Origin of the sequence: Effusibacillus consociatus (genome assembly GCF_042652925.1) — a bacterium.
GTDB classification, from domain to species: Bacteria; Bacillota; Bacilli; order Tumebacillales; family Effusibacillaceae; genus Effusibacillus; species Effusibacillus consociatus.
On record NZ_JBHSHC010000153.1, the window covers coordinates 35,711 to 60,479 of the forward strand.

General features: G+C 48.8%; 27 protein-coding genes and 1 riboswitch. Of the genes, 24 read left to right on the forward strand and 3 right to left on the reverse strand.

The window, feature by feature from the left end; genetic code table 11:
* Positions 1-46: 46 nt before the first annotated feature.
* The 13 genes from ACFO8Q_RS21890 (at position 47) to ACFO8Q_RS21950 (ending at position 11,357) form a co-directional block, all read left to right on the forward strand.
* Entirely contained in the window at positions 47-1,033 is a 987-nt protein-coding gene (locus ACFO8Q_RS21890; RefSeq protein ID WP_380029105.1) for a LacI family DNA-binding transcriptional regulator, read from the forward strand.
* 50 nt (positions 1,034-1,083) lie between these two features.
* A complete protein-coding gene (locus tag ACFO8Q_RS21895; RefSeq protein ID WP_380029107.1) occupies positions 1,084-2,103 on the forward strand; it encodes a Gfo/Idh/MocA family protein in 1,020 nt (339 codons plus the stop codon).
* A gap of 16 nt (positions 2,104-2,119) precedes the next feature.
* Positions 2,120-3,088: a sugar phosphate isomerase/epimerase family protein gene (locus ACFO8Q_RS21900; protein ID WP_380029109.1), complete on the forward strand. Its 969-nt coding sequence runs from the start codon at positions 2,120-2,122 to the stop codon at positions 3,086-3,088.
* 139 nt (positions 3,089-3,227) lie between these two features.
* A complete protein-coding gene (locus ACFO8Q_RS21905; protein WP_380029111.1) occupies positions 3,228-4,313 on the forward strand; it encodes a Gfo/Idh/MocA family protein in 1,086 nt (361 codons plus the stop codon).
* 28 nt (positions 4,314-4,341) lie between these two features.
* The gene (locus ACFO8Q_RS21910) at positions 4,342-5,220 is read left to right on the forward strand and encodes a sugar phosphate isomerase/epimerase family protein (protein WP_380029113.1); all 879 of its coding nucleotides are present in this window, start codon (positions 4,342-4,344) and stop codon (positions 5,218-5,220) included.
* A gap of 18 nt (positions 5,221-5,238) precedes the next feature.
* Positions 5,239-5,790, forward strand: coding sequence for a sugar phosphate isomerase/epimerase family protein (locus ACFO8Q_RS21915; protein WP_380029115.1), 552 nt, complete (start codon positions 5,239-5,241; stop codon positions 5,788-5,790).
* Positions 5,791-5,843: 53 nt separating this feature from the next.
* Complete coding sequence (locus ACFO8Q_RS21920) at positions 5,844-5,984, forward strand: hypothetical protein (RefSeq protein WP_380029117.1); 141 nt, start codon at positions 5,844-5,846, stop codon at positions 5,982-5,984.
* Positions 5,985-6,349: 365 nt separating this feature from the next.
* On the forward strand, positions 6,350-6,826 hold the full coding sequence (locus tag ACFO8Q_RS21925) for a hypothetical protein (protein ID WP_380029119.1): 477 nt from the start codon (positions 6,350-6,352) through the stop codon (positions 6,824-6,826).
* 125 nt (positions 6,827-6,951) lie between these two features.
* A complete protein-coding gene (locus ACFO8Q_RS21930; RefSeq protein ID WP_380029157.1) occupies positions 6,952-7,593 on the forward strand; it encodes a C39 family peptidase in 642 nt (213 codons plus the stop codon).
* Positions 7,594-7,601: 8 nt separating this feature from the next.
* A complete protein-coding gene (locus ACFO8Q_RS21935; protein WP_380029121.1) occupies positions 7,602-8,111 on the forward strand; it encodes a hypothetical protein in 510 nt (169 codons plus the stop codon).
* 115 nt (positions 8,112-8,226) lie between these two features.
* The gene (locus ACFO8Q_RS21940) at positions 8,227-9,852 is read left to right on the forward strand and encodes a putative polysaccharide biosynthesis protein (RefSeq protein ID WP_380029123.1); all 1,626 of its coding nucleotides are present in this window, start codon (positions 8,227-8,229) and stop codon (positions 9,850-9,852) included.
* Between the two features lie 13 nt (positions 9,853-9,865).
* Positions 9,866-10,651, forward strand: coding sequence for a TIGR00266 family protein (locus tag ACFO8Q_RS21945; RefSeq protein WP_380029125.1), 786 nt, complete (start codon positions 9,866-9,868; stop codon positions 10,649-10,651).
* A 187-nt stretch (positions 10,652-10,838) separates the two neighbouring features.
* Positions 10,839-11,357, forward strand: coding sequence for a DNA-binding response regulator (locus tag ACFO8Q_RS21950; protein ID WP_380029127.1), 519 nt, complete (start codon positions 10,839-10,841; stop codon positions 11,355-11,357).
* A 320-nt stretch (positions 11,358-11,677) separates the two neighbouring features.
* On the opposite strand, the gene ACFO8Q_RS21955 is transcribed toward ACFO8Q_RS21950, so the two are convergent.
* A complete protein-coding gene (locus ACFO8Q_RS21955; RefSeq protein ID WP_380029129.1) occupies positions 11,678-12,214 on the reverse strand; it encodes a peroxiredoxin in 537 nt (178 codons plus the stop codon).
* 141 nt (positions 12,215-12,355) lie between these two features.
* Between ACFO8Q_RS21955 and ACFO8Q_RS21960 the strand changes: the two genes are divergently transcribed.
* From ACFO8Q_RS21960 to ACFO8Q_RS21970, 3 genes are all read left to right on the forward strand, one after another.
* Positions 12,356-12,535: a hypothetical protein gene (locus tag ACFO8Q_RS21960; RefSeq protein ID WP_380029131.1), complete on the forward strand. Its 180-nt coding sequence runs from the start codon at positions 12,356-12,358 to the stop codon at positions 12,533-12,535.
* A 67-nt stretch (positions 12,536-12,602) separates the two neighbouring features.
* The gene (locus ACFO8Q_RS21965) at positions 12,603-13,466 is read left to right on the forward strand and encodes a YitT family protein (protein WP_380029159.1); all 864 of its coding nucleotides are present in this window, start codon (positions 12,603-12,605) and stop codon (positions 13,464-13,466) included.
* A gap of 172 nt (positions 13,467-13,638) precedes the next feature.
* Complete coding sequence (locus ACFO8Q_RS21970; RefSeq protein ID WP_380029133.1) at positions 13,639-15,249, forward strand: stalk domain-containing protein; 1,611 nt, start codon at positions 13,639-13,641, stop codon at positions 15,247-15,249.
* 215 nt (positions 15,250-15,464) lie between these two features.
* Here ACFO8Q_RS21970 and ACFO8Q_RS21975 read toward each other — a convergent pair whose 3' ends face one another.
* Both ACFO8Q_RS21975 and csaB read right to left on the reverse strand, forming a co-directional pair.
* The gene (locus tag ACFO8Q_RS21975; protein WP_380029135.1) at positions 15,465-16,361 is read right to left on the reverse strand and encodes a polysaccharide deacetylase family protein; all 897 of its coding nucleotides are present in this window, start codon (positions 16,359-16,361) and stop codon (positions 15,465-15,467) included.
* 37 nt (positions 16,362-16,398) lie between these two features.
* The gene (csaB, locus tag ACFO8Q_RS21980; RefSeq protein ID WP_380029137.1) at positions 16,399-17,508 is read right to left on the reverse strand and encodes a polysaccharide pyruvyl transferase CsaB; all 1,110 of its coding nucleotides are present in this window, start codon (positions 17,506-17,508) and stop codon (positions 16,399-16,401) included.
* Between the two features lie 183 nt (positions 17,509-17,691).
* Here csaB and ACFO8Q_RS21985 point away from each other — a divergent pair, with 183 nt between their 5' ends.
* The 8 genes from ACFO8Q_RS21985 to ACFO8Q_RS22020 all read left to right on the forward strand — a co-directional run bounded on the left by ACFO8Q_RS21985 (position 17,692) and on the right by ACFO8Q_RS22020 (position 24,325).
* Complete coding sequence (locus tag ACFO8Q_RS21985) at positions 17,692-18,651, forward strand: LCP family protein (RefSeq protein WP_380029139.1); 960 nt, start codon at positions 17,692-17,694, stop codon at positions 18,649-18,651.
* A gap of 32 nt (positions 18,652-18,683) precedes the next feature.
* Positions 18,684-19,451, forward strand: a complete 768-nt coding sequence (locus ACFO8Q_RS21990) for a WecB/TagA/CpsF family glycosyltransferase (RefSeq protein ID WP_380029141.1) — start codon at positions 18,684-18,686, stop codon at positions 19,449-19,451.
* 55 nt (positions 19,452-19,506) lie between these two features.
* On the forward strand, positions 19,507-19,965 hold the full coding sequence (locus tag ACFO8Q_RS21995) for a hypothetical protein (RefSeq protein ID WP_380029143.1): 459 nt from the start codon (positions 19,507-19,509) through the stop codon (positions 19,963-19,965).
* Positions 19,966-20,071: 106 nt separating this feature from the next.
* Positions 20,072-20,305, forward strand: coding sequence for a small, acid-soluble spore protein, alpha/beta type (locus tag ACFO8Q_RS22000; RefSeq protein WP_380029145.1), 234 nt, complete (start codon positions 20,072-20,074; stop codon positions 20,303-20,305).
* Positions 20,306-20,516: 211 nt separating this feature from the next.
* Positions 20,517-21,713 carry a methionine adenosyltransferase gene (gene metK / locus ACFO8Q_RS22005; protein WP_380029147.1) on the forward strand — a complete coding sequence of 399 codons (1,197 nt, stop codon included), beginning with the start codon at positions 20,517-20,519 and terminating at the stop codon, positions 21,711-21,713.
* A gap of 261 nt (positions 21,714-21,974) precedes the next feature.
* Entirely contained in the window at positions 21,975-23,129 is a 1,155-nt protein-coding gene (locus ACFO8Q_RS22010; RefSeq protein ID WP_380029149.1) for a sensor histidine kinase, read from the forward strand.
* Between the two features lie 2 nt (positions 23,130-23,131).
* The gene (locus ACFO8Q_RS22015) at positions 23,132-23,839 is read left to right on the forward strand and encodes a response regulator (protein ID WP_380029151.1); all 708 of its coding nucleotides are present in this window, start codon (positions 23,132-23,134) and stop codon (positions 23,837-23,839) included.
* 54 nt (positions 23,840-23,893) lie between these two features.
* A complete protein-coding gene (locus ACFO8Q_RS22020) occupies positions 23,894-24,325 on the forward strand; it encodes a glycosyltransferase (protein WP_380029153.1) in 432 nt (143 codons plus the stop codon).
* Positions 24,326-24,407: 82 nt separating this feature from the next.
* Positions 24,408-24,495, forward strand: a riboswitch (cyclic di-GMP riboswitch).
* The last annotated feature ends 274 nt before the right edge of the window (positions 24,496-24,769 follow it).

A 24,769-nucleotide genomic window follows, 5' to 3' on the forward strand; every position in this document is an offset into this window, starting at 1 on the left:
TATGCAAATCTTTCAACTTGGATGTAATCGTTTACAGGAGGGTAAAATGGCAACCATCAAGGATGTGGCGAGAGCAGCAGGAGTGTCCACCGCTACGGTTTCCCGCGTGTTAACCGACAAAGGGCCCTATACTCCCGAGACGCAGAGAAAAGTAAAAGAAGCGATTGAAAAATTGAATTACCAGCCAAACGGGCTTGGCCGCTATTTGCGCAAACAGGAAACCCGGACGGTGATTGCCGTTTTTCCGGACATTACCAACCCGTTTTTCTCGCAGATTATCCGGGGAATGGAAGATGAGGCGTCTGCTCATGGCTATACGGTCATCTTGGGGAACACGGACAACCGCTCGGAGCGTCAGAACAACTACTTGAAGCTGCTTGAGGAAAGGCGGGCCGATGGAATCATATTGACCCTTGCCCGTTCATCTGTCGAGGAGATTGATTCGATCCGGAAAATCGGCCCCGTGGTACTCGCTTGCGAACATTTCAAAGAGGGGGAATTCTCATCTGTGGCGATCGATAATGTAGCAGCCGCTTATGAAGCTGTTTCCCATTTGATCCGCTTGGGCCATACTCATATTGCCCATATCGAAGGTCCTTCCGACATCATTCTGAGCCGGGATCGGCTGCTCGGGTACAGAAGGGCGCTCCGGGAAAATGGAATCAAGGAAGAGTGGGTCTTGCAAGGAGACTTTTCTCTTGAATCGGGTCGCAGTTTAATGGGCAAGCTGCTCCAGGAGAAACGTCGCCCGACCGCTCTGTTTGCAGCCAATGACAAAATGGCGATCGGGGCGATTCTGGAAGCGAAAGCGCACGGTGTAAAAGTCCCGAAAGAGCTGGCGGTCGTTGGATTCGATGATATCGAAATGGCTCAGATTGTCGATCCGCCGCTCACCACAATTGCCCAACCGAAATATCAAATTGGGGCGGAAGCCATGCGCAAATTGATTGCCATGCTGCAGGGACAACCGGATCCGGTCCTGCATACCATTTTGCCGTATACCTTGGAAATTCGTCAGTCATGCGGGGCTTGATGCCCTCTTGCAGGATGTTGTAATCGATTTCATGAGAGGAGAAATGTGACATGTCGAAAGTGAAAGTTGCAGTAATCGGTTGCGGAAGTATCGCGAAGCATCGGCATTTGCCGGAGTATCACCTGAATCCAAACGCGGAGATTGTGGCTGTATGTGATCGAAACAAAGAACGTGCAGCAGAAGTTGCGGAGAAGTACGGAGCGAAAGCGTACATCGACTATCAGGAGCTTCTGCAGCACGATGGTCTTGATGCAGTAAGCGTTTGTACGGCAAATGTGTCACATGCTCCAATCACCATTGCGGGGTTGGAAGCTGGAAAGCATGTCCTGTGCGAAAAGCCGATGGCAACGTCGCACGAAGAAGCGCAGGCCATGATTGCGGCCGCAGAAAAAAGCGGGAAATTGCTGATGATTGGTCATAACCAGCGTTTAATGCCGCCTCATCAGAAAGCCAAGGCGATTTTGGCGAGCGGTGAGCTCGGGCGCGTACTGACATTCCGCACGGCATTCGGTCATGGAGGACCGGAACAATGGAGTGTGGATGGGGCTGGAGGTTGGTTCTTCCAGAAAAAGCAGGCTTTCATCGGTGCGATGGGTGACTTGGGTGTGCATAAAGCGGATCTGCTCCGTTACTTGCTCGGGGAAGAAATCGTTGAAGTGGGAGCGTTTGTTGATACACTGGCCAAGCAAAATACGGATGTGGACGATAATGCGGTGTGCATTGTCAAGACGGAAAGCGGGGCGATCGGAACACTGGTTGCCAGCTGGAGCTATCAACCGAAAGAAGATAACAGCACCGTTTTTTACTGTGAAAAAGGGACCTTGCGGTTGGCGGAAGATCCCGAGTACGGTGTGATCGTTGAGTACTCGAACGGGGATCGTACCCTGCATCAGGTCGGTGCTGTTGCTACCAATACCGCACAGACGACAAGCGGAATTATTGATGCATTCATTGACCATATTCTGACGGGAACGCAGCCGGCGATCTCGGGGGAAGAAGGCTACAAATCGCTGAAAGTGATCTTGGCAGCTTTGGAATCGGCCGAGACGAAACGAATCGTCAGGATTTAATAAAGGGGGAACCAGTATGAAACTCGGTGTGTTCACAGTATTGTTCCAACAAATGCCCTTTGAAGCGATGCTTGATCACGTGAAAGCTCACGGATTGGACGCGGTAGAGATCGGAACGGGGAATTATCCGGGAGATGCCCATTGCAACCCGGATGTGCTTCTGGAAGATGCGGACGCACGACGGAAATGGAAAAATGCGATTGAGGACAGAGGACTCATGGTTTCGGCATTGAGCTGTCATGGCAACCCGCTGCATCCCAACAAAGAGATTGCAAAAGGATTTCATGAGACCTATGTCAAAACGGTCAAACTCGCACAGCTGCTGGAAATTCCGGTGATCAACGTGTTCTCGGGCTGCCCGGGGGATCATGAGGATGCGAAGTATCCGAACTGGCCGATTTCAGCGTGGCCGCATGATTATACGGAAGTTTTGGAGTGGCAGTGGCGTGAAAAAGTGATCCCTTATTGGCGTGAATGGGGAACCTTCGCTGCCCGTCACGGTGTAAAGCTGGCATTCGAAATGCACGGCGGGTTTTCGGTTCATACTCCGGCAACTCTGCTGCGTTTGCGCGAGGCGGTTGGGGAAGTCGTAGGGGCCAATTTTGACCCGAGCCACATGTATTGGCAGGGGATTGATCCGATTCAGGCGATTCGGGTTCTCGGAAAAGAGAATGCGATTCATCACTTCCATGCAAAAGATACGATCATTGATCCGACGAATGTAAACACACACGGGCTGCTTGACGCACAGAGTTTCCGGAATGTACAAGAGCGTTCGTGGATCTTCCGCACTGTTGGATATGGTCATGACCTGAAGCATTGGGCGGACATTGTTTCTGCACTTCGCCTGGTTGGCTATGACTATGTGCTGAGTATCGAGCATGAAGATGCATTGATGTCGGTTGAAGAGGGGGTCCGCAAAGGTGTGGCCAACCTGAAGCAGGTGATACTTAACGATCCGGTAACCGAAGCGTGGTGGGCGTAAAACATCCCATCAAAGTGACGTAAGGCAAAGTAGGAATAAACGGGAACCGCGGCACGGCCGCGCAAGGTCTCGCTAAGGGCTAAAGCCCAAGTCTCGCCATGTTAATGGGGACCCGAAAGATTGGAAGAGAGGGTTACTTATGACGGACAAAATACGAATTGGTCTGATAGGCGCGGGAGGGATTGCCCGCTATCGGCACCTTCCGTGCTGTGCCGCAATAGCTGATGTCGAGGTAGTGGCCGTTTTTGATGCGGTGGAGGAGACTGCCAGACAGGCTGCCGCCAAATTCAATATCCCGACGGTGTTTGACGATTACCGCCAGATGCTTGAGCAAAAAGATATTGCTGCGGTTCTCATCACGACCCCAAATGTCTATCACGCGCCGATTGCGATAGACGCGATGCAAGCCGGAAAGCACGTATTATGCGAGAAGCCGATGGCTTCCACACTGCAAGCGGCGGAGGAAATGGTCCGTGTTCAAAAGGAAACCGGACGCACCTTAATGATTGCCCTCAACAACCGGTTTCGTCCGGATTCCCATTGGATGAAGAATTTGATTGCGGAAGGGGCTGTGGGTCCCATTTACCACGGAAAAACCGGCTGGATGCGCAGGGCGGGCATTCCAGGCTGGGGCGGATGGTTTACAACTCGGGAACTGTCAGGCGGCGGACCCTTGATTGATGTGGGTGTCCACATGCTGGACCTGGCACTGTGGCTGATGGGCAATCCGGAACCGGTTGCTGTGAGCGGGGTAACCTATCGCAAGTTCGGTGACCGGCCTGACCGGCAGATACGGACATGGAATGTCGCGAACCCGCAAGGGGTGTTTGACGTTGAGGATATGGCCTCCGCGTTTGTTCGCTGTACGGACGGATCCACCTTAACGCTGGATGTAAGTTGGGCGGCGAACATTGAAAAGGAAAGAAGGTTCCTGCAACTGCTCGGCGAAACGGGTGGCCTTGAGTGTGAGAATGATCGGGTGATGTACTACGGAGAACGGGGTGGACAGCTGGTTGGGATGTTGCCGCAGTTTTCTTGGGGTACTGATGAGCAGGCTTCCCTGGAAAGAGACGGGGGTCTTCCGATGATCCGGGAATTTGCCCGAGCGATTCGTTCGGGAACGACACCGCTTTGTTCGGGAGAGGAAGGACTGCGCATTTCGCGGATTCTGGATGCATTGTATCGCTCGGCTCAGGAAGGACGAGAGATTCGTTTGGATCAATAAAAATGGGACTCGGGTGGAGGGATGAAGTGTGGCGAAGAATATGAGAATCGGCTATCTTACCCGCTATTCGAAAGAAGAGGCGGAGTGGGCCTGCCGGAATGGGTTTCGCAGCCTGCAGTTGTTGATCTGGCCTGGTGATCCGCTTGATCCGTCAATTGCAAGTGAACGGGAAATCGGTGAGGTATTTGAACATCTGAGCGGTCTGGACATTGAAGTTTCAGCGCTCGGGTATTATCCCAATCATCTGGCCCCGGATCCAAAAGAACGGGGAGAGGCGAATGATCATCTCCTGCGTCTTATGGAGATGGCAGCCAAAATGAATGTCCCGGTTGTCGGTACATTTGCCGGGCGTGATCCGGAAAAATCTGTGGAAGAGAATATTCCCGATTTTAAGGACGTATTTACTCCTATTGCAGATAAGGCTGAAACTCTAGGTGTAAAAATTGGTTTCGAGAATTGCCCGATGTTTAAGAACCATCCATTTCGCGGCATCAACATCGCGTTTACACCGAACGCTTGGGATCTCATGTTTGAAGCGGTTCCTTCCAAAGCAATCGGGTTGGAGTACGATCCCTCGCATCTGGTGTGCCAGATGATCGACTATATTGAAGTGATTCATGAATATGGCGATCGAATTGTTCATGTACATGCCAAAGATGCAGAAGTGATTCCATGGAAGCTGCGGCGAAACGGGATCTTTGAAAAGGGGACGTTCCGTCACCGGACCCCCGGATTTGGCGATGTGGACTGGAAAAAGGTCGTCTCCGCTCTGGCGGAAATCGGCTATCGGGGCAACCTTGACATTGAGGGGCTGCACGACGAGGTCTTTAAGGATGACCGGGAGCGGGAAGGGCTTCTTTTGTCACTCAAGCATCTGGATCAGTTTGTGGTTCACGAATACCGGTAAGAAATCAGGGAGATGTCTTTGAACGTAGGGGTACAACTATACACATTGCGCAAAGAAATCGAACAGGATTTTATCGGCACTTTGCAAAAGGTGAAGGAAATCGGCTATACGGGAGTTGAATTTGCCGGATACGGTTCCTTTACAGGGAAGGAATTAAAAGATGTCTTGAGTGATCTTGAACTGACGCCCGTTTCGAGCCATGTTCCCATTACAGAGTTAGAGAATAAATTGTCTCGAGTCCTTGAATTCGGTGTCGAGATTGGCCTGCAATATATTGTTTGCCCTTTTCCAAAAGACAGCCAGGGCGGGAAGCGAGACTACGAAGAGCTGGCGGAGTCATTGAACCGGATCGGGGAAGCATGTAAAAGGGCAGGCATCCAGCTCTGTTATCATCACCACGATTTTGAGTGTGTACGGTTTGACGGGGAATATGCTCTGAATCTTCTTCTTGCACGGACCAATCCTGACTTCCTGATGCTGGAGATGGATGTCTACTGGGCACAAATGCCGATGTATCACCGACCGAATATATGCGAAAATACGCCAATCGTTGTCCCCTCGTTCACCTAAAGGACATGGAAGATACGCCGGAACGGTCATTTACCGAGATAGGGACGGGCAGGATGGATATTGATTCGATCATCAGGACAAGTGAAGTGGTGGGGGCAACTTGGCTGCTTGTCGAGCAAGATGTATGCAAACGTTCAGCACTAGAAAGTGTGGCGGTTAGTTACCGGAATTTGAAGACAAAGGGATATACATAATTTTCGATCTTAACTTCTGAACGAAAGGATTTCGAATCGATCGTTACAGAAGTTTTTCTTTTTTATTGCGACTTATGATTCAAGATCCCGCATTTTATAGTATAGTCGCATTCCTCACTTTTCCTCTTTACACTCCTCTTTTAAGTACAGCATCATCGAGTCCTTTAAAAGTATTTAGTCACACTTACTCTTCGAACAGCCGGGAAGGTCCAATTCATTGGTAATACTTTCAATTTCTTTTTTTATTGTTAAAAATATTTTTGTATTAAATTTTAATGTACAAATGTAATTTAAAAGGAATCAGGTAATATGATATTGAATATGTTTACTCGAATACCAAATTATTGTATAAAAGGGGGAATAGTATGAAACGCAAGTTGTTGTATGTGTTGTCTGCGCTGGTACTGCTCACAAGTATGGTTTTTCCATCTACATCCTCTGCATCCGATTCATCAGCAGTATCGGTGAAGGAAGCAAGGAAAGCGGCTCTCTTTCAAGTCATCTTAGATCGCAAGACAAATGCTGAGTCTCCTTGGAAGAATAAGTCTGTTAAGGTGGAAGACCCAATACCGGTATTTGACGCATCTCACACCCAAATCAGTTATATCGTGAATCTTACTGTCGATGGTTCTCCGGCTGGCTACATTGAAGTCAGCTCTAACAAAGATGAATATCCCGTTCTTAGTTTCAGCAAGAAGAGGAGCGTAATGGATAACGCTCAAATTAGTAGATTCAAACAAAAGAAGGTATCCAATAAAAAGGTGGTTTCTGATAAGATTGTTTTGCTAGGACCTTCCTATTTTGGTTTAAAAGAAGACTTTGAGGATGGCACTGCGGAATAATTACAGACGATGGAAGTATTCAACTGTCCAAAGATGACAACAAAGCGATTGCTAAAGAGGTAAAAGAATATAACAAGGAATCCCGTAAACTATGGAAAACGATTGGTGAGGTTGTCACGGGAGATATTGGAACTGATTCAGATGGAGTTACTGACAATTTAAGTTTTGAGACTGGCTCCCACAATGCCTCTTACAATAATTCAGTCCCTGACTGGAACCAAACATACAGCAGCCTTTGGCAAGGACCATCTGGCTGCGCTCCGACTGCTGCATCGAATGTAATTGAATACTGGTCTGCAAATGGATACAGCAGGCTTACCTCCGGAATGACACATGACCAGGAAATTTCTGACCTCCGTTACTACATGGGAACGAAGTATGATTCTCAAAACAATGAGGGATCAACCCTGATCTCCAATATTCGTCCAGGTATCGAGAATTATGCAAGAAACCACGGTTATTCGTATGCAAAAGCCGTTGAACATTACCTACCCACTTGGGCTACCGTGAAATCTGACCTTGCGATTGGTCCAAGCGTCATCACATTTACCGGACAAACTTATTATAATAAGGGAGATTCAAACAGGGGGCATACGGTAACGGGAATTGGTTGGGATGAATATGTGTATAATGGATCTTCTTCCGGCCATCAGTATATGCAAATTCACGATAACTGGAGCACTACACCAGAGCTAGTTTATGTCGCATATGGAAGAAACTACTCAGGCCTCTGGTCGGTAAAATTTGCTCCCTATCTATACAATTAGTCTAGGATGTGGTTGCCATCAAACGACTGTTTACCCTTTTATCGGGTGCATTCCTGATTTTCAGCTTAAATGGATGCACAAATCAAACTGAGATTGTCGGCAAATCATTTGCACCATCCGTCAATGAAGCAAAAGAGTATACATTAAAGAACGGTCTCTTAAAATCGATTGACATCGTGCGCCGTACGCCTCCCGGACCCGTAGTTACGATGCTAATTGGCAAAGATGGAGAAGGAAACGAGAAAATCGTTTGGCTTGATGGAGACAGCAAGGGCTATATTCATTTGACTGGTTCGGTCTTGTTGAAAGATGGGATGGCAAAGAACGAGATTCTATCAAAAATTAAAGAGAAGGGGTTTGACTCTGACACAATCGAGGATATCTACGTGGCTCCCCAGGACTACAATGCAAAAAGAATCGTTTGGTGTGTCCACATGAAAGGACCGGATCAACACTCCTTCGTATTTGATTTTAAAACGGGAGAATTACTGGTGGAACATTATCAAAAATCTTTTTGACCCTCCGTTGGGAGGGTCTTTCTGTTCACACATATTTGTCAAAGTCTTTGTTATTGGATGGGGTCGGAAAATGGTGTATCATGTTGGGGAGCGTAGTGAGACTAGGGAGGAATCAATGAACACAACGAAAAGCCAAACGTTTGTAAAAGGTGCGGTCGCTCTGGCGCTAGCCGGGATGATTTCGAAGATTCTCGGTGTTGTGTATGTAGTTCCGCTGCAAAATATGATCGGGAGCTACGGAATGGGATTGTACCAAATTGCATATAACTTGTACATCATCGCGCTTTATCTTGCGTTAGCCGGGTTTCCGCTCGCGCTATCGAAGGCAATTGCGGAGCGAACAGTCGAGAACGATTATGACGGTGCCGAACAGATTTTCAAACTGTCCATGCGATTGATGCTGGCAACGGGTGTCACCGCATTTGTCATTCTCTTCTTCGGGGCTCCCTGGCTTGCCGCTCTTGCCGGTGAATCGCAGGCAACGTTGGCGATTCGTGCGCTGGCTTTTGCCATTTTGGTGGTGCCGATTTTGGCCGCTTACCGGGGGTATTTGCAAGGGTATCAAAACATGGCGCCCTCCGGCATGTCGCAAGTGATTGAGCAATTTGTCCGGGTAGCTGTCATTCTGACTGGCACTTACCTGGTTTTAAAATTGGGATACGATGTTTCATACGGGGCTGCCACCGCTACGTTCGGGGGCATGGTCGGCGCTGTTGCAAGTCTTCTGATGGTCATGTACTTTGTTGCGAAAATGCGGCGAGGTTTTCAGAACAGGAGAACCGGAAGGACAAGCCCGGACTCCTGGCCGATGCTGCGAAAACTGATTGCATACGCCATTCCGATTTCTCTGGGGACTTTGGTGCTGCCGATCGCTCAGCTCGTCGATACATATACGGTGATTAACCTGTTGAAATGGATCGGGGTTGCACAAAAAGAAGCAACCGAGTCTTTCGGAATTCTTACCAACGACGGGTATCGCTTGATTCAGCTTCCTGTCACGGTGGCTACCGCGATCGGAACTTCGCTTTTGCCGGCAATCACGGAAGCAGTCAGCAGCAAGAACGAAACCCTCATGAAGGAACGGATTGATATTTCGTTTCGCCTGATCAGTTTGACCATTCTTCCTGCAACCGCTGTCCTGTTTGTGTTGGCGGAACCGATCGATATGATGTTGTTCCGGCACACGGATGGCGCGAATGTGATGAGAATCGTCTCGTTCATGGGCATATTGATGTCATTTGAGATCCTTACCACTTATATGCTGCAGGGCATCGGATATATGTATCTTCCGGTTCGAAATATGCTGATTGGTACCGGTTCCAAGTTTGCATTAAACCTTGCGTTGATTCCGGTTCTCGGTATCGAAGGGGCTGCTGTTTCCGCTTCACTCGCGTACTTGTTTTCGTCATGGTTAAACATTCGAAGTGTGTTTAAGCTGACAGGAGTCAGGCTGAAGCTGGGAATGATGCTGACCCGCCCTTTAGCGGCATCGATTGTGATGGGATTCATGCTTTGGGGCAGTCATCGGGTCCTGCTGGGATTGTTCGAGGATGTGATCGAATCAGCCCGTTTGCTTGCAACCGTTGAACTGATGATTATCCTGCCGCTCGGCGGAATTTTCTATGGCATACTGACACTCGTGATGGGCAGTATTACCCGCCGCGAACTGTCTTTCATTCCAAAAATCGGGCCCAAACTCAACCGGTTAATCGAGCGCTATCCATGGCTCATGAGACAATAAGGAGGAATTTTTCATGAACGCTCATCAGATTGATTACAAGATTTATGGAGACGACATGCAGTTTGTCGAGATTGAACTGGATCCGCAGGAAAGCGTCATTGCAGAAGCGGGTGGCTTGATGATGATGGAAGATGCGATCACCATGGAGACCATTTTTGGAGACGGCAACGAAAAAGGCTTTATGAGTAAACTGTTCAGCGCCGGGAAACGGATGCTGACCGGCGAAAGTTTGTTCATGACCGTATTCAGCAATGCGGGACAAGGGAAACGGCACGTATCCTTTGCGGCTCCTTATCCCGGCAAAATCATTCCGATGGATCTGAGCGAACTTGGCGGTAAAGTGGTATGCCAAAAAGATTCGTTCCTCTGTGCCGCAAAAGGCGTATCTGTCGGAATCGAACTGCAGCGCAAACTCGGTACCGGATTCTTTGGGGGCGAGGGCTTCATTATGCAGAAGCTGGAAGGTGACGGTTTGGCTTTCGTTCATGCGGGCGGCACTATCTATGAAAGAGAACTGCAGCCGGGTGAGCTTCTGCGAATCGACACAGGATGTCTTGTGGCGTTCACGCAAGAGATCGATTATGACATTCAGTTTGTTGGCGGAGTGAAAACCGCTCTGTTCGGCGGAGAAGGGTTGTTCTTTGCAACGCTGCGCGGACCCGGTAAGGTATGGGTACAATCCCTGCCGTTCAGCCGCTTGGCAAGCCGGGTATTCGCCGCAGCACCGCAGGCGGGCGGCAGCCGTGTCGGCGAAGGCAGCATCTTAGGCGGTATCGGGGATCTGTTTGACGGAGATTGATAAATAATCCACGAAGTGAATTGACGCAAAAGGCCATTTAACTTTGATGTTACAAACCCACTATTGCATGGTAAAATTTAACTGTCAAAAATGAAGCTGCGCCGCTCAGCCATCAGCAGGTATCCCGCGTAATTCGGTTATATTTGCAAAGGAATTGAGCGGCGTCTATTTGTCAGGAGGCGAGTGTGTGACTTTTGATGAGGATCATTCTGAATTTATCAAGTTCCATCAGGAAAAACGCAGAGGAGAAAGATTGCGGCGGTTGAAAGCAGGGCATGGACATGCGGAAAAACTGTTTTTGCAACAAGTCTGGTGGCCCGCTTTCGGTCAATTTAACCATTTGCATCCGGAATATGAAGTGTACGACTTTAAAGATGGACACCGATACCTCGATTTTGCTTACATTCGACCGTATTTTCGCGTCGCCTTCGAAATTGACGGATACGGTCCCCATGGGCGGGACTTGAGCCGGTGGCAGTTTTCGGATCAGTGTCAAAGGCAAAATCACCTCCGATTAGCCCACCCCATTACTCCACAAGATGTTTGTACCCACCTGAAGATCGAGAATAAATACGCACGTAAATTGCTGCACAGTCTCGTAATGAAAAAATGGCTCCAACCCGCAAGCGGTCAAGTACGAATTCGCTCGTACCAGCCTGATTTGGAGGGGAAAAAATTTTATTCTCTAGATGGAAGATGGGATTAGAGGATTTTTGAGGCCTTATTTCGCTGTTTGGAACGTCAATTTTCCGAATAAGGGATTTTCGGGGCCCTATTCTATGATTTTGCAGCCATCACGACTCCAAAATGCTTATATAAAGACTTGAAAATCTGTTATTTTTAAAAACGATCTCTAAAAACAGAAAATAAGGCCCTCAAAATCCGTTGATACTAAATTCCTTTCGTTTAGGCGGGTTTTGTCCCCTCATTTTCTCCTCCTTCAGAAAATTCCCAATCCATTGCTGCCGAGGCACAATCGGCAATCAACGCACGAGAGAAGATTGCAAATAGCAGAGAAACCGGATCCTACCTATCCGGAACCCAGTTGGCCGGAACGCCCTTACCGGTCTGTCTTCCGTGTTGGATCGCTATGAGCAAACGCAGAATCTCGTGGATATTTCGGCCCACTTCCTTGGGATACACCAGTTTGGACACAATGATTCCTTCCGGGTCTATGATCACTGTCGCCCGATGGGCCGCCCCCGTGTGGGGATCCAGCACTCGATACGCGCGGCTGATCCGGTGATTCCGGTCACTTACCAGCGGAAATTGCACCTGTCTTACCGCCGGAGAGAGATCAGTAAAAACTTTGTGTGAGGGAATACTGTCCGTGCTTATGCCCAAAACCTCGCCGTTGAATTGGCGCAGCTGAGGGTAAATGGCAGCGACCGCTGCCAATTCGGTCTGTCAAACAGGAGTGAAGTCACTGGGATAGAAAAACAGAATCAACCAGCGGCCCTGGTACTCATCAGATTGGACTTCGATCGTTTTTCCTTGTGAATAGGCGCTGGCCGAAAAAAACGGTGCCCGATCGTCTCGGCTGGCGCAAAAAGGCATATCCATTCGAATTTCCTCCCTGGGGATTCGCTCAGCACACCATATGCGTGGGGAGCAGCGGAGGAGACATATGACCATGCCCATTTTGCAAAAATGGCCGGTTTGGTATACAATTGTATACAAAGATTGCGATTCGGAGGAACTGGTATGGCGATGACCTATCGAAGGGAAAAGATCCAATCGTTTATTGAGCGATTGGAAATCAGACAGTCTGTTCTGCAAAACAAACTGAAACAACCGGAGTACGAAGACCAGCGGGATTTTATTAAAGGGCAGCTGTTCGCGATTGATTTGGTGATTGAGGAACTTCACAAGGAATTTCAATAAAGAGAACAAGTCAGGAAGAGTCTGGAGGAGGAGAAGAATGAGCCAACCGAACACGACAATGAAACAAATGAGTCAGACGAAAGTAAAGACAATTACTAAAAATGCAAAACGGGCATTGTTCATTTTTGTCGGTGCTGTTTTGGTTTCTGTGGGTCTTGAAATCTTTTTGATCCCCAACCGCATTATCGACGGCGGAATTGTGGGAATCTCCATTATTCTTGCCCATTTGTCCGGCTGGGCGATTGGTATTTTTCTATTCTTTCTGAATCTGCCGTTTCTGATAATGGGGTACAAACAGATCGGAAAGACATTCGCTCTTTCGACGCTTTTGGGAGTTGCTGTTATGTCGGTTGGCACACAGCTGCTTCATCCGGTTCCGAGTCTTACCGACGATCCGTTGCTGGCAGCGGTTTTCGGGGGAATTATTCTGGGAATCGGCGTCGGTATGGTAATCCGCTACGGCGGGTCTCTCGATGGAACTGAAATGGTTGCTGTTCTGATCAATAAGAGAACTCCTTTTTCGGTTGGCGAAACGGTAATGTTCTTTAATATCTTCATTCTGTCAAGTGCGGGATTTGTATTCGGCTGGGATCGCGCGATGTATTCGCTAATTGCCTACTACATTGCCTTTAAGATGATCGATATCACAATTGAGGGATTCGAAGAATCCAAATCGGTCTGGATTATTAGTGAAAAACACAAAGATATCGGGGAAACAATCCTCGCACGGCTTGGCCGTGGGGTCACCTATTTGAACGGGGAGGGTGGTTATACCGGTGACGACAAAAAAGTAATTTTTTGCGTGATCACCCGTTTGGAGGAAGCGAAACTGAAATCGATCGTGGAAGAGGTGGACCCAGAGGCATTCCTGGCTGTGGGAACGATCGCGGAAGTGCGCGGCGGGCGTTTCAAGAAACGAAACATTCACTAAATAAGGTTCCATGTTAAAATAATCCTTTTTTCCCATAGTTTTTTCGCTAGTGCTCTCTATAAAATAGTGATAACGACGACGGACGAACTTAGTCCAACGGGTTGCCAACATTTGGACTGTTGCCGGGCAGGATGTTGGAGGCTAGGATGAGTGCAAGAGGAGGAACTGGACAATGGGGAAAAAGCTGCAGCATTGGATCGCCGCCTGGTTAGTCGTGATTTTGGGGTTCTCTCTGGTGCCTCCATCAGCTCATGCATCAGGTGAAGAGATTCTCGTGTTAGTAGACGGAAAAAAAGTAAGTTTTGATGTACAACCGCAGTTGATCAAGGATCGGACGTTTGTCCCCTTCCGTGCTTTGTTTGAGGCTATGGGGGCAAATGTGTGGTGGGATCCGACTGCCTGGAGCGCCTTCGCGGAGAAGGACGGGGTAAGAATCCGGATCCCGTTGGACAGTAACCGGATTTTTCGCAATGACCAGCCGATTCAAATGGATGTGGCAACACAGGTCATACAGGGACGAACCCTGATTCCGCTTCGTTTTGTATCTGAAGCTTTGGGGGCGGAAGTGGATTGGAAAGCCGAGACGGCTACCACGCCGTTTACGGTAACTGTGAAAAGCACATCCGCTTCCGAAACAGGAACAGCTGCCAAAATCGAGGTCCTGAATGGGGATGGGAAGGTACCCGCCGAGAGGATTCGGCAAGTGGAGACTCTGCTTGCAAATTCAAAGATCAGTCAAAAGGTGAGTCAATCTTTTACGCTCCCATTTACCCACCCGGTTCGTATTTACCTCGCTGCAGACAAGGAAGGCTACCGTCAAATTCTTCTCAATCATGGACACCCCGCTGAAACTGTCAACGCTGCCGTAGAAGTCAGTTCGGGGCTGGCATATGGCAATAGCATTTATATCCCTTTGTCGGAGCTGCCGTCCGAGAAAGACTTCAAGAATGTTCTCGCCCATGAATTGGTTCACGTGCTGTTCAACCAAAACGGGCTCTATGCGATGCCCAGCTGGATCAACGAAGGCCTTGCTTGGCGGGAAGGATTGAAAGTTGAATATGAGAACTATTCCAACGTAGTTGCAGAAGGAAGAAAAACAGAACTTCGCCACCATGTGCTGGACGCCAAAAAGGCAGGCAAATTGACTGGCCTTCTCAACGAATCGCAAGATACCCTTGAGGCGAGTCCCGGCTATAACGTCGAGGTTCAAGACTGGATGGCCGTCGATTATCTGATCAACCGGTACGGATTCGAGAAGGTAAAAACCTACATCTCCCATGTGAAAGCAAATGTCACGAATCCGTTTTATCGTGCATTTGGCATCTCCCAGCAAACCTTTGAAACGAACTTTAACGCCCATCTGGACAGTCTGATCGGACGAGCTGATAAAGGTGTAAAGGTTACGTTTAAAGTAACCGACAGTTTTAAAGGCAGCTTCCTGATCATGCCCAAGGGGCAGACCAATTGGCGTTCGCTGGCCCTGCCTACGGGTGAGTACACGGTGATCGTTTATCCGGATGGAACTGTATCCGGGTTGACGGAAAGCCGTTTGCAGCGGTCTTCCGGAGGTCCTGAATATGATGTGGTGTATATAGGACTTTCTCCGAGCCCAACTGTAGTGGAAAATGGCAATGTCATTAACTTTGCCGGGTTCGCTCTTAAGTACGCGTATGGCGAATATTATTTGCTCAACGGCTGGAAGGCGTACGGAAACGGTACAACAGACTTCCCCGAAACCAACAGCATTTTGGGCGTACAAATTCTTAACGTTCAGTCCTTATAAACTGCAATGACCGCCTCTTGACCGAGAGGCGGTCATTTGTGCGTTTGGGCGGATCCGAATCTAGTTACCCATATTGTTTGTAGAGCAGAAAGTACAAACCGTATATTACCGATGCAAGTGCCACCGCATAGACAGGCTTCATCCACCATTTGTTGAAACCCAACTTTCTACTGTTTTTTCCAGAAATAGAGGAAGACCGCTTGAAAAGCGGTCCGTTAAGGAAGCATCTTTTTAAATTGTTCCGTCGTTAAATCGCCGTTAATCCGAATCCGGTGCAGGGTGTGAACCCCCTGGGACAATTCGGCCCATCCGGGTCGTGTTGTTACGGCCAATCGATAACCGGCCTGTTTCACATAACTGAGAGTTTTCTCGTTAAAGCGACCGGCCGGGTAACAGAATGCGGTGATCGGAACGCCCAGTTTTGATTCAAGTTCCAGCTTCGATTCAATGATTTCACTGTGCAGTCGTTCGTCTGTTTGTGTGGTCAGATCTCCGTGAGACACCGTATGGGATCCGAATTCAATCAAACCGCTGCCCATCATCTCTTTGGCCATGTCTTCCGTCAGGTTCATCCGCTGATTGAAAAATCCGGTTGTCATGAAAATGGTGGCTTTCAGGTTCAATTGTTTCAATACCGGATAAGCGTCAGTATAATTGTCCCGATAACCGTCATCTAGCGTAATTAGGACCGGTTTGACCGGTATTGGTTTTCCTGCTTCCCAATCTTCCAGATCCCTGAATGTAATCGTGTTATACCCCGCATCTTTCAGGTGCTGCATATGCTCCGCGAACCGTTTCGGTGAAAGGCAGAGCAAATTTTTCGGATTGTCCGATATGGAATGATACATCAAGATTGGGATGCTTTTGGCCACAGCTTTCTCCACTGTTTTCACAGCCGTGTCGGCTGGTTTCACCGCCGGTTCCGGAGTTTTGGATTCTTCTGGCACCGCGGCAGGAGCCACGGTGGCCGGTTGGCTAACGGAGCTTGTCTGCACAACAGTTGTTGGTCGAAGATCCTGTTGAACCGATTTGTTTACGCCCGGTGTGCATCCGACAGAAAACAGCAAAACACCCGCTAAAAATAATTTCTTCAATATAGGATTTTTCCGCAAAATAGGATTCCCCTCCCCAGGAGAAACAGAACAGGTCTTACCGCTTTAAAAATTTCACTGCGAGCTCCCCGCTTTTTTCCGCCTCCTGCCGGAGGAGTCTTAGCGGTTCCCGCATTTTGAGTTTGATTTTTTCCCGATTTTGCTCGACAGCTTTGATCTGGTCATGCAAACGTTCAAATGTGACACTGGTTACCCTTTCCCCTTGCGGAAGACCCATCCGATGCACAAAGCGGTCAATTTTTGGATCATAAGACAGCGGGACAAATGGAACTTCGTACAGAGATGCAAGAATCAGGGAGTGAAGACGCATACCCACGATCATATCCATGTTGGCGATAATGCTGGAGATATCGCGGAATGAAAATTGGCGGTCCAGAACCACGGCCGGTTCCTGCATCAGTTCAACAACTTGCTCTGACACCCGGACATCATGAGGATACTGCATCGGAATAAACACGACCTGCCAGCCGCGCCGGGACAGTTCATCACAAGCTTTTGCCAATACCTTTTGATAAGGATGTGTCGTGTTCCAGTTGCGGATGGCAATCCCTGCAAGCCGTTTTGTGCTGTCTTGAGACGAAGGAGTAATACCGAATTCCTTCAGGATTCTGGCACCGTCATCTTTTGAAAAAAGGGTGGTATCAATCGCCAGCGCCGGGTCGGCTGTTACATAGATGGGCGGCTTGAGCACACCAAATCTTTTTAAATCGTCGTACGATTTGTCATCCCTTACTGTGATGAGATCCACTTTGTTGACTATATTTCGGATTAACCTTTTGGAGATCGGGCTGTTGATCGGACCTACCCCTTGCGCGTAAAACACAACGGGTTTGCCGAGCATTTTGGCAATCGCCACAATTCCAAGATAATAAAGAACGCTGCGAGGGCTGCTCACATCCTGCAACAAGGACCCGCCTCCCATAACCAGGAGATCGGAACGCATCAATTCGCGAGTGATCACAGCCGGACTCCAGCGGTTGAATGCCTCTATGTCAAACAGTTCCCGTGTTCTGTTCGGTTGATTGGACAGGACTGCCAATTCAGCGTCGGGATCCAATTTCCGAATGGCTGACAAGATGCCAAACAAAACCGTATCATCACCCAGGTTGTCAAATCCGTAGTAACCGGAAATGAGAATTCGTGGCATGCTTGTCCCCCTCCGTTTTGTCGATCCAGCACGAAAAACACAGAATAAGTATATCAATTCCCCTCGATTCTGGAAAGGGACTCTAGACTCTCAAACGCTTGCAGGCAAAAGATTCATGGGAAGCAAACAGCAAGATTCGAGAAAACTAGTTGTACAAGTATTCGGAGCCAAAGGGGAATGAATATGCGATTTCGCAGAATCGTATTACCTATTGCCATGCTTGTCATACTAGCAGTGGGCTTTCGATATCAGGCTTCTACTCACCAGATGGACAAACAGAATTTTGCCGGGCCCAATCACCTGCCGGAATCCCTTTTTGAAGCGGAACAGGATTTGTCGCAATCGATCCTGTCTCGAAAGAAAATCCGCCCTATGTCAGTTCTGTTGTTGGGACTTGATTCGCGCGCGGGGGAACCAGCACGCGCCGACACCATCATGCTTGCGGTATGCGATCCGGAACATGCGGGCGTCAATGTGATTCAAATACCCCGGGATACCTGCGTGAAAATACCAGGGCGCGGGTATACGAAAATCAATCATGCAATGACCTACGGCGGACCGGAACTGATGAAGCGCACGGTGGAGGAATGGTTGAAAAACCCTGTTGATCATACAGTGGTGGTGGATTTTGCCGGCTTCCGCAAGCTTGTCGATCTGTTGGGCGGTCTTCCCATTCATGTCGAAAAAAACATGGACTATGATGATCCTTCTGACGGAACACACATTCATCTCAGAAAAGGGGAACAAGTGCTTAATGGAAAACAGGCTCTGGATTATGCGCGCTTTCGTTATGATCCGGAAGCCGATACGGGACGGATGCGCAGGCAGCAGCAGGTATTGCGCGTTCTGATCGACAAGGGAATGACGATCGATACGTTTCCGAAGACCTTTCAGATTCTGGAGATCTTGGGAGATCATCTGAAAACTTCGATACCCCCGGGAGAATTGTGGCTGCTTGCGAAATCGTACTATCGTTTCAATCCAAGCGTCTTGCAGACAGAATCGATTCAGGGAGTAAATCAGGTAGCCCCCGAAGACGGATTGTGGTATTTTTTTGTGGAGAGGGACGAGCAGGAACGGCTTCAAAAGCTGCTCGCGAATTGGTTACACTCAGGGAGTACAAGTCGCGACGAGGCACCATAGGTGCCGGGTCGCGCTATGCGGGGGAATCAGTCATGAAGTCAGGCACTCAGGTGCGAACTGCAAATACAGTTGACATTTTGGGGGTGCCCTTCAGCACCCTTTCTTTTGCGGATACGATAAAGCTGATCTTGTCCTGGATGGAGGACGGGCTGCCTCGCCAAGTGGTCACTGCGAATCCGGAAATCGTGATGTTTGCAAATCAAAACAGGGAAATGATGAGCCTTTTGCAGCGTGCGGATTTGATCACTCCCGATGGAATTGGGGTCGTCTATGCCGCCCGACTCTTCGGCAGCCGAATCGTGGAAAGGGTCACGGGAGCGGACATGCTGCCCCCTTTGTTCGAAAATGCACATCTGGAAGGGTGGCCGGTTTATCTGCTGGGAGCAAACCCGGAGTCCAATCGGCTGGCATTAGAGAATTTGTCCCGTATATATCCGAACATGAAGCTTGCCGGCAGAGACGGATTTTTCAAGGAGCAGGATATTCCTGGAATAATTGAGGACATACGCCGGCAGTCGCCCCGCTTGCTGCTGGTCGGACTCGGGTTGGGAAAACAGGAGAGGTTTATAGCGGATCATCTGCATGAATTAAACGTGCCTGTCTCCATCGGAGTGGGAGGATGTATTGACATCTATGCGGGCACCGTCAAGCGGGCACCGAGTTTCTGGAGAAAAATGCAGTTGGAATGGTTGTATCGTTTGCTCAAACAACCAAGCCGTTGGCGCAGGCAATTGGCGCTTCCGCGGTTTGCCGTTGCTGTTCTGCGACAGCGTTTTTTGACAAGAAGCGGAAGGATTTGACTAAAGAGTGTCGAATACCATCGGAAACCACCTTTTTAAGGAGGACGTACATTCAATGTCTTTTCGTAAACGCACGGCTTTTCTCGGTACGATGGTGTTAACTCTTGGTGTTGGATTCATGCTTGGACAGGTTGGGAAAGCCACCAACGATGCCGTGCCCGGGTCTGCGGATGATCCGGTTGTAACAAAGAGCTACGTGGACAGCAAACTTGCAGGGGGAACGCCGGGTACCGCCGCCGGAAGTTTTGCTGTGGTGAAGATGCAGCAGGGACAAATTTTGAAAGCATCCACGGAAGCCGGACTGGAAGTGATTCTCCGGAACGGAACGGCAACTGCAATTTCGGGGCCGGGTGGAGGGTTGTCTGATGTAACAGCCGGAGTTGACTTGAATACCGGGAATGCGGTGGCGACGAACCACCTGTTGCTGTTTGCGAGAAATGACGGACGAGGTCTCAAGATTACCAGCGGCGGCGACAGCTACCTGGTGGTACGGGGAGCGTACACGATACAATAATTGCCCTTTGACCCATGATTTTAGCAGTGTAGCTTTCTGGTCAGGGTGCAGACTAGAAGTACCGGAGACTGATGGATCCGGAATTCTGGTCAAGGAGGCGATCCGCGTGGCATTAGGATCAGGAAGAAAAGGCGATCAACTTGTTCCTGCAGCACATAAAGCACTGGATGACATGAAGTATGAAATTGCGGCAGAGCTTGGATTGCCGGTCTACCAAGGAAGTGAAGACTACTGGGGGCATATTGCCACTCGGGATGCGGGAGCCGTAGGGGGAAAAATGGTCCAACGGATGGTCGCATTCGCTGAGCGTCAACTGGCCGGCCAAATGGGTACCCAGTAAAACCGAATAATTTTTTATTGAACGGGAGCACTCGTTACCGCGAGTGTTCCTTGTATTTTTGTTCCCGTATTTTTCACTTTCTATGTAACGAATATCTTTTTGCCGGTTGATGAACGCTATGCATTGACAGTCCCGTCGATTTAGGATAGTATTGCTAATTGATTTATATTCTTAGAGATCATTTATTTTCTTTATCTTAGGGGGGATACCCGTGACGACACGTCGTTACTTGTTTACATCGGAGTCTGTTACAGAAGGACATCCGGATAAAATATGCGACCAAATCTCCGATTCCGTACTTGATGCCATCTTGGCAAAGGATCCCAATGCTCGTGTTGCTTGCGAAACCTCGGTAACTACAGGTCTTGTGCTGGTAGCCGGAGAAATCACTACCAATACATATGTTGATATTCCGAAGGTAGTTCGGGAAACGATTCGCGAAATTGGATATACACGTGCCAAATTCGGATTTGACGCCGATACATGTGCGGTGATCACATCCATTGATGAGCAATCGGCAGACATTGCAATGGGTGTCAATAAAGCTTTGGAAGCGCGTGAAGGCTCGATGACCGATGCGGAGATCGAAGCAATTGGTGCCGGGGACCAAGGCTTAATGTTCGGGTTCGCGGTCAATGAGACGGAAGAATTGATGCCTATGCCGATCTCGTTGGCACATAAGATTTCACGCCGCTTGACGGAAGTCCGGAAAAACGGAACTCTCGATTACCTGCGTCCGGACGGAAAAACTCAGGTCACCGTCGAGTATGAAGGAAACAAGCCGGTTCGCATTGATACGATCGTAATTTCCACTCAGCATGCGGAAGAAGTAACACATGCCCAGATTGAAAAAGATCTGCACGAGCATGTGATCAAACCAGTGGTTCCTGCCCACCTGCTGGCAGAGGACACGAAATATTTCATTAATCCTACCGGCCGCTTCGTAATCGGTGGCCCGCAAGGGGATGCAGGTCTGACCGGCCGCAAAATCATTGTGGATACCTACGGTGGATATGCTCGTCACGGTGGCGGTGCATTCTCCGGTAAGGATCCGACAAAAGTGGACCGCTCCGCCGCGTATGCTGCACGTTACGTGGCGAAAAATATTGTTGCGGCCGGACTGGCCGATAAGTGCGAAGTTCAATTGGCATATGCAATCGGCGTTGCTCGCCCAGTTTCCATCATGGTCGATACTTTCGGTACCGGCAAAGTCGATGAAGATTTGATTGTTCGTCTTGTAACAGAGAACTTTGATCTTCGCCCGGCAGGCATCATCAAAGAACTTGACCTGCGGCGGCCGATTTATCGTCAAACAGCTGCATATGGTCATTTTGGACGCACCGACATTGATCTTCCTTGGGAAAAAATCGACAAAGCGGCGATCCTGCGTCAGCAAGCGGGGGTATAATACGAAATAAAATCCACCCCCACAAACCAAAATTACCCACCGTATACTTTAGCATATCACCCTTACCCCATTGCACTGAGGACACGGTACTTGCCGTGTCCTCCCAATTTTTTTCGGCATTTTTTTGTGGAATTATCGCTTGCGGCTGTAAGCTTTTGGCTGAATTTGTCGAATCAGTGCAAAAAATAGGTCTTGGAAGCAGGAAAATAGGACTTGTGTATGGAATACATAGGTCAAAAGGATTAGAGGAGGTTTCGGTACGTGTCCACCCAACTTGACACCCGGATCCTCGATCATGCAATTTCGTCCACTTTGCGGGCGATCGAGCAGGGGAAGCTTCATATTTTTCAAATCGCCGAAGCATCGCGCAAAGAATACCAGGCTCTGGAACGTGATGTGGCCGCTGTACAGCTTCAAGTTTACGAAACCGTAAAGGAAGTTGACCGGCTGGAATCCGCCCTGCGGAAAGCTAAGCAGCGATTGGTGCTGGTCAGCAAGAGTTTCGGGAAATACACGGAGGCTCAAATCAGAGAAGTCTATGATGAGGCACACAAGCTGCAAACAGAGCTCCTGGTCGTTCGAGAGCGGGAGAAACAGCTGCGACTTCGGCGGGATGATTTGTCGCTGCGTCTGAAAAATTTGGCGGATTTGGTATCCAAAGCCGAAGAGCTTGTAACCCAGCTAAGCGTTGCCTTTAACTATCTGTCCGGCGAGCAGCAGGAAATCGGAATGCTTCTCCAAACTGTTGAAGAGAAACAGTATCTGGGCATTCGCGTAATCCAGGCGCAGGAAGAAGAACGCCGTCGATTGGCTCGTGAAATCCATGATGGTCCGGCACAGATGATGGCTAACGTTGTGTTGCGATCCGAGATCGTGGAGAAAGTGTTGGATCGGGACATTGAAAGGGTTCGTTTGGAACTTCGGGAGTTGAAGCAGATGGTTCGCGATAGTCTGGCGGAAGTTCGACAGATTATTTTCGATCTGCGCCCGATGGAGTTGGATGATTTGGGGCTTGCCCCCACATTACGCCGTTATCTTGCCAAGTTCCAGGAGAAACACGGAATTCAAACCGATTTTGTGTTGATTGGAGAGGAACGGAGATTGCAAGGTCCTCTGGAAGTGGCAATTTTCCGATCCGTGCAAGAAGCGCTTACTAATATATGGAAGCATGCAGAAGCCTCGCTTGCCACCGTTAAGCTTGAAATGAGCCATCCTGAAGTAACCGTACATATTCAAGATGACGGAAAAGGTTTTGACATGAAAAAAACACGAGGCAAGAAAGAGCAGGGGCATTACGGGTTATTGGGGATCCAAGAGAGAATTCAGCTGCTTGGGGGTCAGGTTGAGTTCCGGTCGAGGGTCGGAGAGGGAACCAAGGTGATCATTACTCTGCCGATATCAAATCAAGGAGGCTAGTCATGTTCAGCCCTCACAGTCCGATCAAGGTCGTCTTAGCAGACGATCACACATTGTTTCGCCAGGGATTGAGGCGAATATTCGAGTTGGAAGATGATTTTAAAATCATTGGAGAAGCAACCGATGGTGAGCAAGCCATCAAGATGGCTGGGGCGCTGTCTCCGGACGTAATCCTCATGGATATTAACATGCCGGAAAAAAGCGGTGTCGAAGCTACGAAGTTGGTAAAAGAAACACACCCGGGGGTAAAGGTTCTTATTCTTTCCATTCATGATGATGAAGCTTATATTTTCGAATCGATTCGTGCGGGAGCCAACGGGTATTTACTCAAAGACGTGGAATCGGAAGTGTTGGTGCAAGCGGTCCGGCAGGTTGCCGGGGGAACGGCATTCATTCATCCGCAGGTCACCACCAAATTGCTGGATGAGTTCAAGCGATTGAGTCACAAGATGGTGGACAGACCGATTTTCCATGATGAAACAGCCGCTGCTGTTGAGCAAGACTCATGGCAGGATTTACTTACCCAACGGGAAATGGAAATTCTCCGTTTGATGGCAGAAGGGAAAAGTAACCGAACCATCGGAGAGACCCTGTTCATCTCGGAGAAAACCGTTAAAAATCATGTTTCCTCGATACTTGGCAAACTCGGAGTGGATGACCGAACACAAGCGGTGATCACCGCTGCGAGACGAGGGTGGGTAAGGTTGTAACGAACGCCTTTAAAAGGGCGCGCATATATTGACACCACAAGGGAGGTGTCAGTTATGCTCGCCCTTTTGATTTGGGCCTTGGCTACGTACGGTTTGATCGTCGCGCTGTTTAATTTATTCCGCTATTTTTACGTTCGTTCTTCTCTTGAAGGTGGCATAACGCTGGTCCTGATCGTATGCAACGCTGAAGCGTACATTGAAGGAATCCTGCGGGGGATTGCGTATAAGGCATTTTTGTCCAGAAAAGAGCTTCGGATCGTGGTAGTGGACACCGGTTCGCAAGATGCAACCCGTAAAATTGTGGGCCGCATGCAGGAGAGGGACCCAAGAATCGAGTTTGTCGAAACCGAAGCCGAATTTGATGTCGAGTTGATTCGACACTTGTGGTCGCATAACGGATCCGATAGTCCTTATGTCCTATTTGATCTCCGGAGATGGAAGAATCCCAGGAAAATTATCCCCAGTTTGGCGAGAATTGTCGGATAAAGTTGCAATTGCTCGAAAATTAGTCCCCTAGACCTATGTACTATTTTGTCGATCCATGTAAAATAAAAACAAGGAATGAGTCAATCATCAAGGGCAAACCTGATCGAAAGACAGGGACGCAAAGCCATGGGTCTAATTCCGGAAACGGTTATGATTGCCAGGCTGCTGATTGTTCCGGGTGAATTGCTCAATCCCACAAAAGGTTTCCTCATTGACCCTTTTGGAATCCCCCTACCCCCCACAAAACCGAGAGGTCCCTCTTCCAAGAGGGACCTCTCGGTGTATTAACAGTTCTTTAACAATATCTTAAAGCGTTTTCCGTTTCATAAACTATCTCCCGCTACTAGACTTAAGTCAGGCTGGTACTAGGAGGTAGAAGTCTGAAATCCTTAGCAAATGCACGTATCCAAGAAAAAGCGCATACCAAATAAGCCGTACACAAGA